Raw genomic sequence first — 16079 nt, forward strand, 5'->3', positions numbered from 1 at the left:
TCCTTCTCAGTAAAACCTTAACCTGTGATCCGGTTACTCGTCAGCGATGCTTGCCGGTGGCCAGTTTTCCAGGCGCATGCCCAGAGACAGTCCACGGGAAGCCAGCACGTCTTTAATCTCGGTAAGAGATTTTTTACCAAGGTTAGGCGTCTTAAGAAGCTCAACCTCAGTACGCTGTACCAGATCACCGATATAGTGGATAGCTTCTGCTTTGAGGCAGTTAGCAGAGCGGACAGTCAATTCCAGATCGTCAACAGGGCGCAGCAGGATCGGATCGAATTCTGGTTTCTCTTCTTTAACTTCCGGCTGACGTACATCACGTAAATCAACGAAAGCTTCCAGTTGTTCAGCCAGAATGGTTGCCGCACGACGAATCGCCTCTTCAGGATCGATTGTGCCGTTGGTTTCCATTTCGATGACCAGCTTGTCCAGGTCGGTACGCTGTTCTACACGCGCTGCTTCAACATTGTAGGCAATACGCTCTACAGGGCTGTAGCATGCGTCGACCAGCAGACGGCCGATTGGGCGCTCATCTTCTTCCGAATGAATTCGGGTAGAAGCCGGCACATAACCACGACCGCGCTGAACTTTGATACGCATGCTAATAGATGCATTCTCATCGGTCAGGTGGCAGATCACGTGCTGTGGCTTGACGATTTCGACATCACCATCATGGGTAATGTCGGCTGCAGTCACAGGGCCAATGCCAGATTTATTCAAGGTAAGAATAACGTCATCTTTACCCTGAACTCTCACCGCCAGCCCTTTCAGGTTGAGCAGGATTTCCAGGATATCTTCCTGAACGCCTTCTTTGGTGCTGTACTCATGTAGTACACCATCAATCTCAACCTCGGTCACCGCGCAACCCGGCATCGATGAGAGCAGAATACGGCGCAGTGCGTTACCCAAAGTATGGCCAAAGCCACGCTCTAAAGGCTCAAGGGTCACCTTGGCGTGCGTCGAACTCACTTGCTCGATATCTACCAGGCGCGGTTTTAGAAACTCTGTCACAGAACCCTGCATTGTGTCCTCTCTTTGGTACTAAGCTTTACTTGGAGTAAAGCTCGACGATCAGGTGTTCGTTAATGTCCGCAGACAGATCAGAACGCTCCGGCTTACGCTTGAACGTACCTTCCATCTTGCCAGCATCAACTTCCAGCCAGGTTGGCTTTTCACGCTGCTCAGCCAGCTCCAGAGCGGCTTTCACGCGAGACTGCTTCTTCGCTTTCTCACGAATGCTAACAACGTCATTCGGACTAACCTGATAAGAAGCGATGTTAACAACACGACCGTTTACCATAATTGCTTTATGGCTGACCAGCTGACGTGCTTCTGCACGAGTGGCACCGAAGCCCATACGGTATACAACGTTGTCCAGACGACCTTCCAGCAGACCCAACAGGTTTTCACCGGTGTTGCCTTTCAGACGTGCTGCTTCTTTGTAGTAGTTACGGAACTGACGCTCCAGCACACCGTAGATACGGCGAACTTTTTGCTTTTCACGCAACTGCACACCATAGTCAGACAGACGCGGTTTACGCGCACCGTGCTGGCCAGGAGCTTGTTCAATTTTACACTTGGTATCGATCGCGCGAACGCCAGACTTAAGGAATAAGTCAGTGCCCTCACGACGGCTCAGCTTGAGCTTAGGACCCAAATATCTTGCCATTTTCTTTCTCCAACAATCCTAGAAACGACAGCGTTATACGCGACGTTTTTTCGGCGGACGACAACCGTTATGAGGGATCGGAGTCACATCAGTAATATTAGTGATGCGGAAACCAGCGGCGTTCAGAGCACGAACAGTAGATTCGCGACCTGGACCCGGTCCTTTGACCATAACTTCCAGATTCTTGATACCGTATTCTTTTACGGCTTCAGCGCAACGCTCTGCTGCAACCTGAGCTGCAAACGGAGTGGATTTGCGAGAACCACGGAAACCGGAACCACCGGCTGTTGCCCAACCCAGTGCGTTACCCTGACGATCAGTAATGGTAACGATGGTGTTGTTAAAAGAAGCATGGATATGAGCCACGCCGTCAGAGACTTGTTTTCTTACACGTTTACGTGCACGAATTGGTGCCTTTGCCATTATTCAATCACCCCGATTATTTCTTGATCGGTTTGCGCGGACCCTTACGGGTACGTGCGTTGGTCTTGGTACGCTGACCGCGAACCGGGAGACCACGACGATGACGCAAACCGCGATAGCAACCAAGGTCCATAAGGCGCTTGATGCTCATGCTAACTTCACGGCGCAGATCACCTTCAACGACAAATTTGGCAACTTCGTCACGCAGCGTGTCGATTTGTTCTTCAGACAGCTCACTGATCTTAACATCTTCAGCGATACCCGCGGCAGCCAGAATGGCTTTAGAACGGGTCTTGCCGACGCCGTAGATCGAAGTTAATGCGATCACAGCATGTTTCTGATCAGGAATGTTAATGCCTGCTATACGGGCCACTATGCACTCCTACTATTTAATATGTACGCACCATGCTGAAAAGCCCGTTTTCAGGATACTCAAATGGAAACGCACAGACATACAAAAGATTGGCTGGCTAATCTAGCCAGCTCAACCCAACTTTGCAAGAAAAATATGCGAATAAATCAGCCTTGGCGCTGTTTATGCTTCGGCTCGGCACTGCAAATCACACGGATGACACCATCACGCTTAACGATTTTGCAGTTACGGCATAATTTCTTGACGGAAGCACGAACTTTCATTTTTACTCTCCGTAACTTCTCGGGCGACTGTTAACGGCCGTAGCCTTTCAGATTCGCCTTCTTCAATGCAGACTCGTACTGACTTGACATCATCAGAGTTTGCACTTGAGCCATAAAGTCCATAATCACGACAACAACGATAAGCAGTGAGGTCCCACCGAAGTAGAACGGTACTTTCATTGCATCACGCATGAACTCCGGGATCAGGCAGATAAAGGTAATGTAGAGCGCACCAACCAAAGTCAGGCGGGTCATTACTTTATCGATATACTTCGCCGTTTGCTCTCCCGGACGAATTCCTGGTACAAATGCACCGGACTTCTTCAGGTTATCTGCTGTTTCACGCGGGTTGAAAACCAACGCCGTGTAGAAGAAACAGAAGAATATGATTGCAGACGCATAGAGTAACACATAAAGCGGTTGCCCAGGCTGCAAATACAGCGAAATTGTTGTCAGCCAGTTCCAACCAGTCCCGCCCCCGAACCATGACGCGATGGTCGCCGGGAACAGAATAATACTGGAAGCGAAGATTGCCGGGATTACCCCCGCCATATTCACTTTCAGCGGTAAATGTGTGCTCTGTGCAGCATAGACACGACGACCTTGCTGACGTTTCGCGTAGTTTACCACAATACGGCGTTGACCACGCTCAACAAATACAACAAAGAACGTCACTGCGAATACTAATACTGCAACCAACAGCAACACGAGGAAGTGCAGGTCGCCTTGACGCGCTTGCTCGATAGTATGGGCAATGGCTGGCGGGAGTCCCGCGACAATACCGGCGAAGATAATGATTGAGATACCGTTGCCGATACCACGTTCAGTAATCTGTTCGCCCAACCACATCAGGAACATCGTCCCTGTAACCAGACTTACAACAGCGGTGAAATAGAATGCAAAGCCTGGGTTCATCACCAGGCCCTGCATACCAGGCATATTCGGCAGACCGGTAGCAATACCGATCGACTGGAATATTGCCAGCACCAGAGTACCGTAGCGGGTGTACTGGCTGATCTTACGACGACCAGACTCCCCTTCTTTCTTAATTTCTGCCAGCGTTGGATGAACCACCGTCAGCAGCTGGATAATGATCGACGCCGAAATATACGGCATGATCCCCAGAGCAAAGATAGAAGCACGGCTGAGAGCACCACCAGAGAACATGTTAAACATTTCAATGATGGTGCCTCGCTGTTGCTCAAGCAGTTTGGCAAGTACAGCGGCATCAATACCAGGGATCGGAATGAAAGAGCCAATACGGAACACAATCAGCGCGCCGATTACAAACAGCAGTCTGCGTTTCAGCTCGCCTAAGCCACCTTTGGCACTTTGAAAATCTAATCCCGGTTGTTTAGCCATCTGCTACTTATTCCTCGATTTTACCGCCAGCAGCTTCGATAGCAGCACGAGCGCCTTTAGTAACACGCAGGCCACGAACAGTTACCGGAGTAGTGACTTCACCAGCCAGGATCACTTTCGCGAACTCGATCTGGATACCGATAATGTTAGCTGCTTTCAGCGTGTTCAGGTCTACAACACCGCCTTCAACTTTAGCCAGGTCAGACAGACGAACTTCGGCTGTAATCGCTGCTTTACGTGAAGTGAAGCCGAATTTCGGCAGACGACGGTACAGAGGCATCTGACCACCCTCGAAACCGCGACGTACGCCACCGCCAGAACGAGACTTCTGACCTTTGTGACCACGACCACCGGTTTTACCGAGGCCAGAACCGATACCACGACCCAGGCGGCGAGCCGCTTTTTTAGAGCCTTCGGCCGGAGACAGAGTATTTAAACGCATCTCTTACTCCTCAACTTTAACCATGAAGGAAACCGCGTTGACCATACCACGAACAGCAGGAGTATCCTCGCGCTCTACGGTGTGACCAATACGACGCAGACCCAGGCCAAGCAGCGTTGCCTTGTGTTTCGGCAGACGACCGATTGCACTGCGGGTTTGAGTAATTTTAATAGTCTTTGCCATGGTTTATTTCCCCAGAATTTCTTCAACGGATTTACCACGCTTGGCAGCGACCATTTCCGGAGATTTCATATTTTCCAGGCCATCGATAGTTGCACGAACCACGTTAATCGGGTTAGTGGAACCATACGCTTTAGCCAGAACGTTACGAACTCCAGCGACTTCCAGAACGGCGCGCATTGCACCACCGGCGATGATACCGGTACCTTCGGAAGCCGGCTGCATGAATACACGAGAACCCGTGTGAGTACCCTTAACCGGGTGCTGCAGGGTGCCGTGGTTCAGCGCGACGTTAATCATATTGCGACGGGCTTTTTCCATCGCTTTCTGGATCGCTGCTGGAACTTCACGCGCTTTACCGTAACCAAAACCAACGCGACCGTTACCATCACCAACTACAGTCAGAGCTGTGAAGGAGAAAATACGACCACCTTTAACGGTTTTAGATACGCGGTTAACCGCGATCAGCTTTTCCTGCAGTTCGCCAGCTTGTTTTTCGATGTGAGCCATCTTACACCTCTACCTTAGAACTGAAGGCCAGCTTCACGGGCAGCATCTGCCAGTGCCTGGACACGACCATGATATTGGAACCCGGAACGGTCAAAAGAAACATCTTTGATGCCTTTTTCCAGAGCGCGTTCAGCAACAGCTTTACCTACAGCTGCAGCAGCGTCTTTGTTACCGGTGTACTTCAATTGTTCAGCGATAGCTTTTTCTACAGTAGAAGCAGCTACCAGAACTTCAGAACCGTTCGGTGCAATTACCTGTGCGTAAATATGACGCGGGGTACGATGTACCACCAGGCGAGTTGCACCCAGCTCCTGGAGCTTGCGGCGTGCGCGGGTCGCACGACGGATACGAGCAGATTTCTTATCCATAGTGTTACCTTACTTCTTCTTAGCCTCTTTGGTACGCACGACTTCGTCGGCGTAACGAACACCCTTGCCTTTATAAGGCTCAGGACGACGGTAGGCGCGCAGATCTGCTGCAACCTGACCGATCAGCTGTTTATCAGCGCCTTTCAGCACGATTTCAGTCTGAGACGGACATTCTGCAGTGATTCCCGCAGGCAGCTGATGGTCAACTGGGTGAGAGAAACCTAAAGCCAGGTTTACTACATTCCCTTTAACCGCTGCACGATAACCTACACCAACCAGCTGAAGCTTCTTAGTGAAGCCTTCGGTAACACCGACAACCATTGCATTCAGCAGGGCACGCGCGGTACCAGCCTGAGCCCATCCATCTGCGTAACCATCACGCGGACCGAAGGTCAGTGCATTATCTGCATGATTTACTGCAACAGCATCGTTGAGAGTACGAGTCAGCTCGCCGTTTTTACCTTTGATCGTAATAACCTGACCGTTGATTTTTACATCAACGCCGGCAGGAATAACGACCGGTGCTTTAGCAACACGAGACATTTTTTCCTCCGATTAGGCTACGTAGCAGATAATTTCGCCACCAAGACCAGCCTGGCGCGCTGCACGATCAGTCATAACACCTTTAGAGGTAGAAACAACTGCGATACCCATGCCAGCCATAACTTTCGGCAGCTCGTCTTTACGCTTATAAATGCGCAGACCTGGGCGACTGACACGCTGAATGCTTTCTACAACAGCTTTACCCTGGAAATACTTGAGAGTAAGTTCCAGTTCCGGCTTGGTGTCGCCTTCAACTTTAAAATCTTCAATAAAACCTTCTTCCTTCAGCACGTTGGCAATTGCCACTTTCAGCTTGGAGGAAGGCATGGTGACCGCAGCTTTATTCGCGGCCTGACCGTTACGGATACGGGTCAGCATATCCGCGATCGGATCTTGCATGCTCATCTGTCTTTACTCCCGTGATTCAATTGGTAATTACCAGCTAGCCTTTTTCAAGCCTGGTACTTCACCGCGCATGGCGGCTTCACGCAGTTTGATACGGCTCAACCCGAACTTGCCCACATAGCCATGCGGACGACCTGTTTGACGGCAGCGGTTACGCTGACGGGACGGGCTGGAATCACGCGGCAGAGACTGCAGCTTGAGAACTGCGTTCCAACGATCTTCGTCGGTCGCGTTCACATCAGAGATAATAGCTTTCAGTTCAGCGCGTTTTGCGAAGTACTTATCAGCTAAAGCTACGCGCTTTACTTCGCGTGCTTTCATTGATTGCTTAGCCATTCAGTAACCCTACCTTACTTGCGGAACGGGAAGTCAAAGGCAGCCAGCAGAGCACGGCCTTCTTCATCAGATTTCGCAGTAGTGGTAATGGTAATATCCAAACCACGCACGCGGTCGACTTTATCGTAGTCGATTTCTGGGAAGATGATCTGCTCACGGACACCCATGCTGTAGTTACCACGACCGTCGAAAGACTTAGCGGACAAGCCACGGAAGTCACGGATACGTGGAACAGCAATAGTGATCAGGCGCTCAAAGAACTCCCACATGCGTTCGCCACGCAGAGTTACTTTACAGCCGATCGGATAGCCCTGACGGATTTTGAAGCCTGCAACTGATTTGCGTGCTTTGGTGATCAGCGGTTTTTGACCGGAGATTGCTGTCAGGTCAGCTGCTGCGTTATCCAGCAGTTTCTTGTCAGCGATCGCTTCACCAACACCCATGTTCAGGGTGATCTTCTCGACCCGAGGGACTTGCATGACAGAATTGTAGTTAAACTCAGTCATGAGTTTAGCGACTACTTCGTCTTTGTAGTAATCATGCAGTTTCGCCATCGTACTACTCCAAATTACTTGATAGTTTCGCTGTTAGATTTGAAGAAACGGACTTTTTTGCCGTCTTCGAATCTAAAGCCTACACGGTCAGCCTTGCCGGTTGCCGCGTTGAAGATAGCAAGGTTAGAGATCTGAATAGCTGCTTCTTTCTCTACGATGCCGCCTGGTTGGTTCAGGGCCGGAACCGGCTTCTGATGTTTCTTAACCAGGTTGATACCTTCAACAATGACCTTGCCGGAAGACAGGACATTCTTAACTTTACCGCGTTTACCTTTATCTTTACCGGTTAACACGATAACTTCGTCATCACGACGGATCTTCGCTGCCATGATTCGCTCCTTAGAGTACTTCTGGTGCCAGAGAGATAATTTTCATGAACTTCTCGTTACGAAGTTCACGAGTTACCGGCCCAAAAATACGCGTACCGATAGGTTGCTCGCTGTTATTGTTTAAAATAACGCATGCATTACCATCGAAGCGAATGACAGAACCGTCCGGGCGACGAACACCCTTCTTGGTGCGCACCACTACCGCCTTCAGCACATCACCTTTTTTGACCTTACCACGCGGAATTGCTTCCTTGATGGTGATCTTGATGATATCGCCGACGCCTGCGTAGCGACGGTGCGAGCCACCCAGAACCTTGATACACATTACGCGACGTGCACCGGAGTTGTCGGCGACGTTCAGCATAGTCTGTTCTTGGATCATTTTAGTGCTCCGCTAATGTCAACTACTACTGAGACCCGAAAATCAGGTCGTTAAAAAAGCCCCATATCGGGGGCGCGGCATTATAACACCGCTTCAACGATATGGGTAGAAAAAATAAACGGCTCATCGCTGAGCCGTTTATTCGTTGAGAATGCCTACTGTATTACAGAACGGCTTTCTCTACAACGCGAACCAGCGTCCAGGACTTAGTCTTGGACAGCGGACGGCATTCGCGGATTTCAACCACGTCACCAGTACCGCATTCGTTGTTCTCGTCATGTACGTGCAGTTTGGTCGTACGCTTAATGAATTTACCGTAGATCGGGTGTTTCACAAAACGTTCGATAGCAACAACGATGGATTTCTCCATTTTATCGCTAACAACGCGACCTTGCAGAGTACGGATTTTATCGGTCATTACGCACCCGCCTTCTCAGTCAGTAAAGTCTTAACGCGTGCGACGTCACGACGCACTTGCTTCAACAGGTGAGACTGTTGCAGCTGGCCACTTGCAGCCTGCATACGCAGGTTGAACTGCTCACGCAGCAGATTCAGCAGCTCGGTGTTCAGCTCTTCAACACTCTTCTCACGCAGCTCTTTTGCTTTCATTACATCACCGTCTTAGTTACAAAGGTGGTTTTAATCGGCAGTTTCGCTGCTGCCAGCTTGAATGCTTCACGGGCCAGCTCTTCCGGTACGCCGTCCATTTCATACAGGACTTTACCCGGCTGAATCAAGGCAACCCAATACTCCACGTTACCTTTACCTTTACCCATACGCACTGCCAGCGGCTTTTCAGTGATCGGTTTGTCCGGGAATACACGGATCCAGATCTTACCTTGACGCTTAACTGCACGGGTCATAGCACGACGTGCTGCTTCGATCTGACGGGCAGTCAGACGACCACGGCCAACAGCTTTCAGACCGAAGCTGCCGAAGCTAACATCCGCGCCAGCAGCCAGACCGCGGTTACGGCCTTTGTGCATTTTACGGAATTTTGTACGCTTTGGTTGTAACATCAGCGACGCTCCTTATTTACGGCCTTTACGCTGCTGCTTTTTAGGTTGCGCAGCCGGTTTTTCCGGTTGTTCAACAGCAGCCATACCACCCAGGATCTCGCCTTTGAAGATCCACACTTTAACGCCGATTACACCGTAAGTGGTGTGCGCTTCAGAGGTGTTGTAGTCGATGTCAGCACGCAGAGTGTGCAGAGGTACGCGACCTTCGCGGTACCATTCGGTACGTGCGATTTCCGCGCCGCCCAGACGGCCGCTAACTTCAACTTTGATACCTTTAGCGCCCAGACGCATTGCGTTCTGTACAGCACGCTTCATAGCACGACGGAACATAACACGACGTTCCAGCTGAGAAGTGATGCTGTCAGCAACCAATTTTGCGTCCAGTTCAGGCTTACGCACTTCGGCGATATTGATCTGAGCAGGAACGCCAGCAATATCCGCTACGACTTTGCGCAGTTTTTCTACGTCTTCGCCTTTCTTACCGATAACGATACCCGGGCGAGCGGTGTGAATGGTCACACGGATGCTCTTAGCCGGACGCTCGATAACGATACGAGATACAGACGCTTTCGCCAGTTCCTTAGTCAGGTACTGACGTACTTTAAAATCGCTGTCCAGGTTGTCAGCGAATTCTTTGGTGTTCGCAAACCAGGTTGAGTTCCATGGTTTTACAATACCCAGGCGAATACCATTAGGATGTACTTTCTGACCCATTGCTAGTCTCCAGAGTCTCAGCGATCGGACACAACCACAGTAATGTGGCTGGTGCGCTTCAGGATGCGATCTGCACGACCTTTTGCACGCGGCATAATGCGCTTCATGCTCGGGCCTTCGTCTACGAAAATTTTCGTAACTTTCAGATCGTCAATGTCAGCGCCATCGTTGTGTTCAGCGTTAGCAATGGCAGATTCCAGGACTTTCTTAACCAGTACAGCCGCTTTCTTATTGGTGTAGGTCAGAATATCCAGAGCCTGCGACACTTTCTTACCGCGAATCAGGTCTGCAACAAGGCGAACCTTCTGAGCAGAAGAACGAGCATGGCGATGTTGAGCTAAAGTTTCCATCTCTTCCTCCTACCTTATTTCTTCTTCGCTTTTTTATCAGCAGCGTGGCCGCGATAAGTACGAGTCGGTGCGAATTCACCCAGTTTGTGACCGACCATTTCGTCGGAAACAAATACCGGAACGTGCTGACGACCATTATGGACAGCGATGGTCAAACCGATCATGTTAGGAAAGATCGTTGAACGACGGGACCAAGTGCGCAGGGGCTTCTTGTCTCCGCTTTCCACCGCTTTCTCTACCTTCTTCAGCAAGTGCAGGTCAATAAAAGGACCTTTCTTGAGAGAACGTGGCATGGCTTATCCTCTAAAATTATTTGCTACGGCGACGTACGATGAATTTATCAGTACGCTTGTTGCTGCGGGTCTTCTTACCTTTGGTCTGAACGCCCCACGGAGTTACCGGGTGCTTACCAAAGTTACGACCTTCACCACCACCATGTGGGTGGTCGACTGGGTTCATCGCAGTACCGCGAACGGTAGGACGAACACCACGCCAGCGTGCAGCACCTGCTTTACCCAGAACGCGCAGCATATGCTCAGCATTGCCAACTTCGCCCAGAGTTGCACGGCAGTCTGCTTCGACTTTACGCATTTCACCAGAACGCAGACGCAGGGTGACATAAGCACCATCACGAGCAACGATCTGAACGTAAGTACCAGCGGAACGTGCCAGCTGACCGCCTTTACCTGGTTTCATTTCTACGTTATGAACGGTAGAACCAACCGGGATATTGCGCATCGGCAGGGTGTTACCTGCTTTGATTGCAGCATCAACGCCAGACTGAATCTGGTCGCCAGCTTTCAGGCCTTTAGGGGCCAGGATGTAACGGCGTTCACCGTCTTTGTACAGAACCAGCGCGATGTTCGCGGAGCGGTTCGGATCGTACTCAAGACGTTCAACAACTGCCGGGATACCGTCTTTGTTGCGTTTGAAGTCAACAATACGATAAGCCTGCTTGTGACCACCACCGATATGACGAGTGGTGATGCGGCCATTGTTGTTACGACCACCGGATTTGCTGTTTTTTTCAACCAGCGGAGCAAAAGGTTTGCCCTTGTGCAGCTCTGGGTTGACCACTTTAACAACGTGGCGACGACCCGGAGATGTCGGTTTACATTTAACAACTGCCATTGTATTACTCCTCCGACTTACTCAGCGCCGCCGACGAAGTCCAGATTCTGGCCTTCCTTCAGGGTGACGTAAGCTTTTTTCCAGTCGCTACGACGACCGATACGCTGTCCGTGACGTTTAACTTTCCCTTTAACTACCAGGGTGTTAACGACTTCGACTTCGACTTCAAACAGTTTCTGCACAGCAGCTTTGATTTCTGCTTTGGTCGCGTCTTTAGCAACTTTGAGAACGATGGTGTTAGTTTTTTCCATCGCAGTAGACGCTTTTTCAGAAACGTGCGGTGCGCGCAGCACTTTCAGCAGACGTTCTTCACGAATCATGCCAGCATCTCCTCAACTTGCTTAACAGCATCAGCAGTCATTACGACTTTGTCGAAGGCGATCAGGCTAACCGGGTCGATACCAGTTGCATCGCGTACGTCAACCTTGTGCAGGTTGCGCGCAGCCAGGAACAGGTTTTCGTCCAGCTCACCGGTGATGATCAGCACATCTTCCAGAGCCATGTCTTTCAGTTTCTGTGCCAGCAGCTTAGTTTTAGGCGCTTCTACAGAGAATGATTCGACAACGATCAGACGATCCTGACGTACCAGTTCGGACAGAATGCTTTTCAGCGCGCCGCGGTACATCTTTTTGTTAACTTTTTGACTGTGGTCCTGTGGACGAGCAGCGAAGGTCACGCCACCTGAACGCCAGATCGGGCTCTTGATAGAACCTGAACGCGCACGGCCGGTACCTTTCTGGCGCCACGGCTTTTTGCCTGAACCAGTTACTTCAGCACGAGTCTTCTGAGCACGAGTACCCTGACGAGCACCAGCTGCATAAGCAACAACAACCTGGTGAACCAGCGCTTCGTTGAAATCACGACCGAAGGTAGTTTCGGAAACAGTCAGCGCGCTCTGCGCGTCTTTCAATACTAATTCCATTGCTATCCCCTTACGCCTTCACAGCTGGTTTAACGATCAGGTCGCAACCGGTCGCACCCGGAACACCACCTTTAACCAGCAGCAGGTTGCGCTCAGCGTCAACACGTACTACGTCCAGGCTCTGAACGGTTACACGTTCGTTGCCCAGCTGACCTGCCATTTTCTTGCCTTTGAACACTTTGCCCGGAGTCTGGTTCTGACCGATAGAACCCGGAACGCGGTGAGACAAGGAGTTACCGTGAGTAGCGTCCTGGGTACGGAAGTTCCAGCGCTTAACGGTACCAGCGAAACCTTTACCTTTAGAGGTACCGGTTACGTCAACTTTTTTAACGTCAGCAAACAGTTCAACGCTAATGTTCTGACCAACGGTGTATTCTTCACCATCTGCCAGACGGAATTCCCACAGGCCGCGGCCAGCTTCTACGCCAGCTTTAGCAAAGTGGCCAGCTTCCGGCTTAGTTACGCGGTTAGCTTTTTTAGCACCGGTGGTAACCTGAACAGCGCGATAGCCATCGTTAGCCAGATCTTTAACCTGAGTAACGCGGTTTGCTTCAACTTCGATAACGGTTACTGGGATAGATACGCCATCTTCAGTGAAGATGCGGGTCATACCCACTTTTTTACCGACTAAACCAATCATTGTATCAACCTCTCAATCGCTCGATGACCTGATTAACCCAGGCTGATCTGCACGTCTACACCGGCAGCCAGGTCCAGACGCATCAGAGCATCAACGGTTTTTTCAGTTGGCTCAACGATGTCAACCAGACGCTTGTGAGTACGGATCTCGTACTGATCACGCGCGTCTTTGTTGACGTGCGGGGAGATCAGAACGGTGAAACGCTCTTTGCGGGTCGGCAGCGGGATCGGACCACGAACCTGCGCACCAGTGCGCTTGGCAGTCTCGACGATTTCCGCGGTTGATTGATCGATCAGACGATGATCAAACGCTTTCAAACGGATACGGATTCTTTGGTTCTGCATGAGACCAGAGCTCCAATTATTTTATAGACGAAATAGTTACTCCTCAAACCCATTACGATTGATGGGAGAGTGTAACCGTTCTTACAGAGTTCCCCGATTGGGAACATTGTCTGGTATTGCTTTCGCAGTACCGGTGGCTCATATCGAACCGCTGTCAATATTAGACAAGCCCGCGCATTATACGTAAATCTCAGTCTTAAGCAAGTGCCGCGTAGAAATTAATCACTCGTTCACAAATGCGGCGCTCCTTCCACTCTGATTGTATGTCCTGTGGTGCAACGCGTTTTCCGTGGAAGAGAGCATCCATAACCCATATCCCGGGCTTGTAGGGCCGCCGGGTTTACCTGAAGGTAAACTCTTTACCAGATAAGGCTTGCCCATGTACATCGACCTCCCCTTCCTGTTGATTTATGTTTCGCTATCAGGGCTGCTCTTAGTCCATGACCTACGTACCGGGTTGCTGCCCGACAAATTTACCTGCCCTCTTTTGTGGGGCGGTCTTATTTATCATCAATGCTGCAGACCTGCACAGTTATCCGACGCGCTTTGGGGTGCTGTAGCAGGTTACGGGGTATTTGCTTTGTTCTACTGGGGGTATCGTTTGATATGCCGACAGGAAGGATTAGGCTTTGGTGATGTCAAATTTCTTGCCGCGCTAGGCGCATGGCATCGCTGGGAATCATTACCACTGTTGGTTTTACTTGCCGCGGGTATGGCATGTTGCCTCACCGGGATTTACTGCGTCCGTTACGGGAAACAGGTACTAAAAAACCCGCTGCCATTTGGGCCATATCTGGCGGCTGCGGGTTTTGTTATTGGCCTGGTAAGTATGATACAGGGCGGTTAGTCACTGACTTTAATTTGCGATTGCAGATAATTTTGTAAGCCAAGTTTTGCAATCAAGTCCAGCTCGGTTTCGAGCCAGTCAATATGCCCTTCTTCTTCAGTCAGGATCTCAATCATCATATCCCGGCTGACATAATCATGAACGCTATCGGCATAGGCAATGGCTTCACGTAAGTCTTTAGCACCATCGAGTTCGAGTCGAAGATCGGATTGCAGCATCTCTTCAACGTCTTCGCCAATACCCAACTTGCCAAGATCCTGCAAGTTCGGGATCCCTTCTAAGAATAAAATACGCTCGATATATTTATCAGCGTGTTTCATCTCATCGATAGATTCATGGTACTCAACATCATTGAGGCGAGTCAGTCCCCAGTTTTTAAACATACGAGCATGGAGAAAATACTGGTTGATCGCGACAAGCTCATTTCCCAATAGTTTATTGAGATAATTTATGATTTTAACATCACCTTTCATTTATAGTCCCTCCGCTTCCACTCTTAGAGCGTAGATGGGGCTACAGGGATGTCAAAAAAAAGAGTGTGACTTAGGCGATCTCTTTAAATTCTGGCATTTGCGTTAATTCATCCTGCATGACTTCGCGGGCAGCACGAATGCACTTACCGCATTGATTTCCAACAGGAATAAATTTACGTAATTGCTGAAAGGACTGAGGATGAAACTGGCGAACAGCCTGACGTATTTTTTTATCACTTATCGCATTACACAAACAAACGTACATGATCGCTCCCGTTCAATTTCTGCGCAAAGTGTAAATGAGAATAGTTATGATTACAATAGCACAACGCGATTTACGCGGCGGGAGAATGAATAAAAAATGCGAATAAATATGACAACGACTAAATTGCAGATAGCAAAAAGGGCGCCGAAGCGCCCTTTTTAAGCTCAAAGCTAATTAATCAATAATTAGCTCATTACTTTAGCAACAACGCCCGCACCAACAGTACGGCCGCCTTCACGGATTGCGAAACGCAGACCGTCGTCCATCGCGATCGGGTGGATCAGGGTAACAACCATTTTGATGTTGTCGCCCGGCATTACCATCTCTACGCCTTCCGGCAGTTCGATGGTACCAGTCACGTCAGTAGTACGGAAGTAGAACTGCGGACGGTAGCCTTTGAAGAACGGAGTATGACGGCCGCCTTCGTCTTTGGACAGAATGTACACTTCAGATTCGAACTTGGTGTGCGGCTTGATAGAGCCCGGCTTAGCCAGTACCTGACCACGTTCGATTTCTTCACGTTTGATACCACGCAGCAGAACACCAACGTTCTCACCAGCACGGCCTTCGTCCAGCAGTTTGCGGAACATTTCAACGCCAGTACAGGTAGACTTAGCTGTCTCTTTGATACCAACGATTTCAACTTCTTCACCAACTTTGATGATACCGCGCTCTACACGACCGGTAACAACGGTACCACGACCGGAGATGGAGAATACGTCTTCGATAGGCAGCAGGAACGGCTTGTCAATCGCACGCTCTGGTTCTGGGATGTAAGAATCCAGGAAGCCAGCCAGTTCGATGATTTTCGCTTCCCACTCTGCTTCGCCTTCCAGCGCTTTCAGAGCAGAACCACGAACGATCGGAGTGTCGTCGCCCGGGAAATCGTACTGAGACAGAAGTTCACGAACTTCCATTTCTACCAGTTCCAGCAGCTCTTCGTCATCAACCATGTCGCATTTGTTCAGGAACACGATGATGTACGGAACGCCTACCTGACGACCCAGCAGGATGTGCTCACGAGTCTGCGGCATCGGGCCGTCAGTCGCAGCAACAACCAGGATCGCGCCGTCCATCTGCGCAGCACCGGTGATCATGTTTTTAACATAGTCGGCGTGGCCCGGGCAGTCTACGTGTGCGTAGTGGCGAGTCGGGGTGTCATATTCAACGTGAGAAGTGTTGATGGTGATACCACGAGCTTTTTCTTCCGGCGCGTTATCGATCTGGTCGAATGC

At 50.2% G+C, this 16079-nt stretch carries 31 protein-coding genes; 1 reads left to right on the top strand and 30 read right to left on the bottom strand.

Features of this window, described 5'->3' with window-relative positions; translation table 11 throughout:
- Positions 1 to 33: 33 nt before the first annotated feature.
- The 27 genes from OGY33_RS08995 to rpsJ form a co-directional block, all read right to left on the bottom strand.
- A complete protein-coding gene (locus OGY33_RS08995) occupies positions 34 to 1023 on the bottom strand; it encodes a DNA-directed RNA polymerase subunit alpha (RefSeq protein ID WP_003031139.1) in 990 nt (329 codons plus the stop codon).
- A 25-nt stretch (positions 1024 to 1048) separates the two neighbouring features.
- Positions 1049 to 1669, bottom strand: a complete 621-nt coding sequence (rpsD, locus tag OGY33_RS09000) for a 30S ribosomal protein S4 (RefSeq protein WP_003031138.1) — start codon at positions 1667 to 1669, stop codon at positions 1049 to 1051.
- Between the two features lie 33 nt (positions 1670 to 1702).
- Entirely contained in the window at positions 1703 to 2092 is a 390-nt protein-coding gene (rpsK, locus tag OGY33_RS09005) for a 30S ribosomal protein S11 (RefSeq protein WP_003031137.1), read from the bottom strand.
- 16 nt (positions 2093 to 2108) lie between these two features.
- Positions 2109 to 2465 (bottom strand): 30S ribosomal protein S13, encoded by a 357-nt coding sequence (gene rpsM, locus OGY33_RS09010; protein WP_003031135.1) that lies wholly within the window; start codon positions 2463 to 2465, stop codon positions 2109 to 2111.
- Positions 2466 to 2611: 146 nt separating this feature from the next.
- Positions 2612 to 2728 (bottom strand): 50S ribosomal protein L36, encoded by a 117-nt coding sequence (gene rpmJ, locus OGY33_RS09015; RefSeq protein ID WP_000868187.1) that lies wholly within the window; start codon positions 2726 to 2728, stop codon positions 2612 to 2614.
- A 30-nt stretch (positions 2729 to 2758) separates the two neighbouring features.
- On the bottom strand, positions 2759 to 4090 hold the full coding sequence (secY, locus tag OGY33_RS09020) for a preprotein translocase subunit SecY (RefSeq protein ID WP_001118864.1): 1332 nt from the start codon (positions 4088 to 4090) through the stop codon (positions 2759 to 2761).
- Positions 4091 to 4097: 7 nt separating this feature from the next.
- Positions 4098 to 4532: a 50S ribosomal protein L15 gene (gene rplO, locus OGY33_RS09025; RefSeq protein ID WP_003031132.1), complete on the bottom strand. Its 435-nt coding sequence runs from the start codon at positions 4530 to 4532 to the stop codon at positions 4098 to 4100.
- A 3-nt stretch (positions 4533 to 4535) separates the two neighbouring features.
- A complete protein-coding gene (gene rpmD / locus OGY33_RS09030; RefSeq protein WP_001140434.1) occupies positions 4536 to 4715 on the bottom strand; it encodes a 50S ribosomal protein L30 in 180 nt (59 codons plus the stop codon).
- 3 nt (positions 4716 to 4718) lie between these two features.
- Entirely contained in the window at positions 4719 to 5222 is a 504-nt protein-coding gene (gene rpsE / locus OGY33_RS09035) for a 30S ribosomal protein S5 (RefSeq protein WP_003031131.1), read from the bottom strand.
- 14 nt (positions 5223 to 5236) lie between these two features.
- Positions 5237 to 5590 (bottom strand): 50S ribosomal protein L18, encoded by a 354-nt coding sequence (gene rplR / locus OGY33_RS09040; RefSeq protein WP_000358960.1) that lies wholly within the window; start codon positions 5588 to 5590, stop codon positions 5237 to 5239.
- Between the two features lie 9 nt (positions 5591 to 5599).
- Positions 5600 to 6133 (bottom strand): 50S ribosomal protein L6, encoded by a 534-nt coding sequence (rplF, locus tag OGY33_RS09045; protein WP_003031129.1) that lies wholly within the window; start codon positions 6131 to 6133, stop codon positions 5600 to 5602.
- A 12-nt stretch (positions 6134 to 6145) separates the two neighbouring features.
- Positions 6146 to 6538, bottom strand: coding sequence for a 30S ribosomal protein S8 (gene rpsH / locus OGY33_RS09050; RefSeq protein ID WP_003031127.1), 393 nt, complete (start codon positions 6536 to 6538; stop codon positions 6146 to 6148).
- 30 nt (positions 6539 to 6568) lie between these two features.
- Complete coding sequence (rpsN, locus tag OGY33_RS09055) at positions 6569 to 6874, bottom strand: 30S ribosomal protein S14 (protein WP_003031125.1); 306 nt, start codon at positions 6872 to 6874, stop codon at positions 6569 to 6571.
- Positions 6875 to 6888: 14 nt separating this feature from the next.
- Positions 6889 to 7428: a 50S ribosomal protein L5 gene (gene rplE, locus OGY33_RS09060; protein WP_003031123.1), complete on the bottom strand. Its 540-nt coding sequence runs from the start codon at positions 7426 to 7428 to the stop codon at positions 6889 to 6891.
- Positions 7429 to 7442: 14 nt separating this feature from the next.
- Positions 7443 to 7757: a 50S ribosomal protein L24 gene (rplX, locus tag OGY33_RS09065; RefSeq protein WP_003031122.1), complete on the bottom strand. Its 315-nt coding sequence runs from the start codon at positions 7755 to 7757 to the stop codon at positions 7443 to 7445.
- Positions 7758 to 7767: 10 nt separating this feature from the next.
- The gene (rplN, locus tag OGY33_RS09070; RefSeq protein WP_000613954.1) at positions 7768 to 8139 is read right to left on the bottom strand and encodes a 50S ribosomal protein L14; all 372 of its coding nucleotides are present in this window, start codon (positions 8137 to 8139) and stop codon (positions 7768 to 7770) included.
- 163 nt (positions 8140 to 8302) lie between these two features.
- The gene (gene rpsQ, locus OGY33_RS09075) at positions 8303 to 8557 is read right to left on the bottom strand and encodes a 30S ribosomal protein S17 (RefSeq protein WP_003031120.1); all 255 of its coding nucleotides are present in this window, start codon (positions 8555 to 8557) and stop codon (positions 8303 to 8305) included.
- A complete protein-coding gene (rpmC, locus tag OGY33_RS09080) occupies positions 8557 to 8748 on the bottom strand; it encodes a 50S ribosomal protein L29 (RefSeq protein ID WP_000644742.1) in 192 nt (63 codons plus the stop codon). The genes rpsQ and rpmC overlap by 1 nt, the downstream gene beginning before the upstream one ends.
- Positions 8748 to 9158, bottom strand: coding sequence for a 50S ribosomal protein L16 (gene rplP / locus OGY33_RS09085; protein WP_000941208.1), 411 nt, complete (start codon positions 9156 to 9158; stop codon positions 8748 to 8750). Before rplP ends, rpmC begins: the two co-directional genes overlap by 1 nt.
- 12 nt (positions 9159 to 9170) lie before the next feature.
- A complete protein-coding gene (gene rpsC, locus OGY33_RS09090; RefSeq protein WP_000529945.1) occupies positions 9171 to 9872 on the bottom strand; it encodes a 30S ribosomal protein S3 in 702 nt (233 codons plus the stop codon).
- Positions 9873 to 9889: 17 nt separating this feature from the next.
- Positions 9890 to 10222 carry a 50S ribosomal protein L22 gene (rplV, locus tag OGY33_RS09095; RefSeq protein WP_000448832.1) on the bottom strand — a complete coding sequence of 111 codons (333 nt, stop codon included), beginning with the start codon at positions 10220 to 10222 and terminating at the stop codon, positions 9890 to 9892.
- Between the two features lie 14 nt (positions 10223 to 10236).
- Complete coding sequence (gene rpsS / locus OGY33_RS09100) at positions 10237 to 10515, bottom strand: 30S ribosomal protein S19 (protein WP_001138115.1); 279 nt, start codon at positions 10513 to 10515, stop codon at positions 10237 to 10239.
- Between the two features lie 16 nt (positions 10516 to 10531).
- Positions 10532 to 11353 (bottom strand): 50S ribosomal protein L2, encoded by an 822-nt coding sequence (gene rplB, locus OGY33_RS09105; RefSeq protein ID WP_000301869.1) that lies wholly within the window; start codon positions 11351 to 11353, stop codon positions 10532 to 10534.
- 17 nt (positions 11354 to 11370) lie between these two features.
- Positions 11371 to 11673, bottom strand: coding sequence for a 50S ribosomal protein L23 (rplW, locus tag OGY33_RS09110; protein ID WP_000617546.1), 303 nt, complete (start codon positions 11671 to 11673; stop codon positions 11371 to 11373).
- Complete coding sequence (gene rplD / locus OGY33_RS09115; protein WP_003031119.1) at positions 11670 to 12275, bottom strand: 50S ribosomal protein L4; 606 nt, start codon at positions 12273 to 12275, stop codon at positions 11670 to 11672. The genes rplW and rplD overlap by 4 nt, the downstream gene beginning before the upstream one ends.
- Positions 12276 to 12285: 10 nt before the next feature.
- Positions 12286 to 12915 (bottom strand): 50S ribosomal protein L3, encoded by a 630-nt coding sequence (gene rplC, locus OGY33_RS09120; protein ID WP_003031117.1) that lies wholly within the window; start codon positions 12913 to 12915, stop codon positions 12286 to 12288.
- A 32-nt stretch (positions 12916 to 12947) separates the two neighbouring features.
- Positions 12948 to 13259 carry a 30S ribosomal protein S10 gene (gene rpsJ, locus OGY33_RS09125; protein ID WP_001181005.1) on the bottom strand — a complete coding sequence of 104 codons (312 nt, stop codon included), beginning with the start codon at positions 13257 to 13259 and terminating at the stop codon, positions 12948 to 12950.
- 379 nt (positions 13260 to 13638) lie between these two features.
- On the opposite strand from rpsJ, the gene OGY33_RS09130 reads away from it, so the two are divergent.
- Positions 13639 to 14106, top strand: coding sequence for a prepilin peptidase (locus tag OGY33_RS09130; RefSeq protein ID WP_048227387.1), 468 nt, complete (start codon positions 13639 to 13641; stop codon positions 14104 to 14106).
- Here OGY33_RS09130 and bfr read toward each other — a convergent pair.
- The 3 genes from bfr to tuf all read right to left on the bottom strand — a co-directional run.
- Positions 14103 to 14579: a bacterioferritin gene (gene bfr, locus OGY33_RS09135; protein WP_003827773.1), complete on the bottom strand. Its 477-nt coding sequence runs from the start codon at positions 14577 to 14579 to the stop codon at positions 14103 to 14105. The two genes, OGY33_RS09130 and bfr, sit on opposite strands and share 4 nt — an antisense overlap.
- Positions 14580 to 14649: 70 nt before the next feature.
- Entirely contained in the window at positions 14650 to 14844 is a 195-nt protein-coding gene (gene bfd / locus OGY33_RS09140; RefSeq protein WP_003031111.1) for a bacterioferritin-associated ferredoxin, read from the bottom strand.
- A 185-nt stretch (positions 14845 to 15029) separates the two neighbouring features.
- Positions 15030 to 16079 (bottom strand): elongation factor Tu (gene tuf / locus OGY33_RS09145; RefSeq protein WP_063942044.1); only part of this gene is annotated, 1050 nt, incomplete at its 5' end.

It is taken from the genome of Citrobacter sp. Cpo032, from assembly GCF_030332975.1.
Taxonomy (GTDB): domain Bacteria; phylum Pseudomonadota; class Gammaproteobacteria; order Enterobacterales; family Enterobacteriaceae; genus Citrobacter; species Citrobacter portucalensis.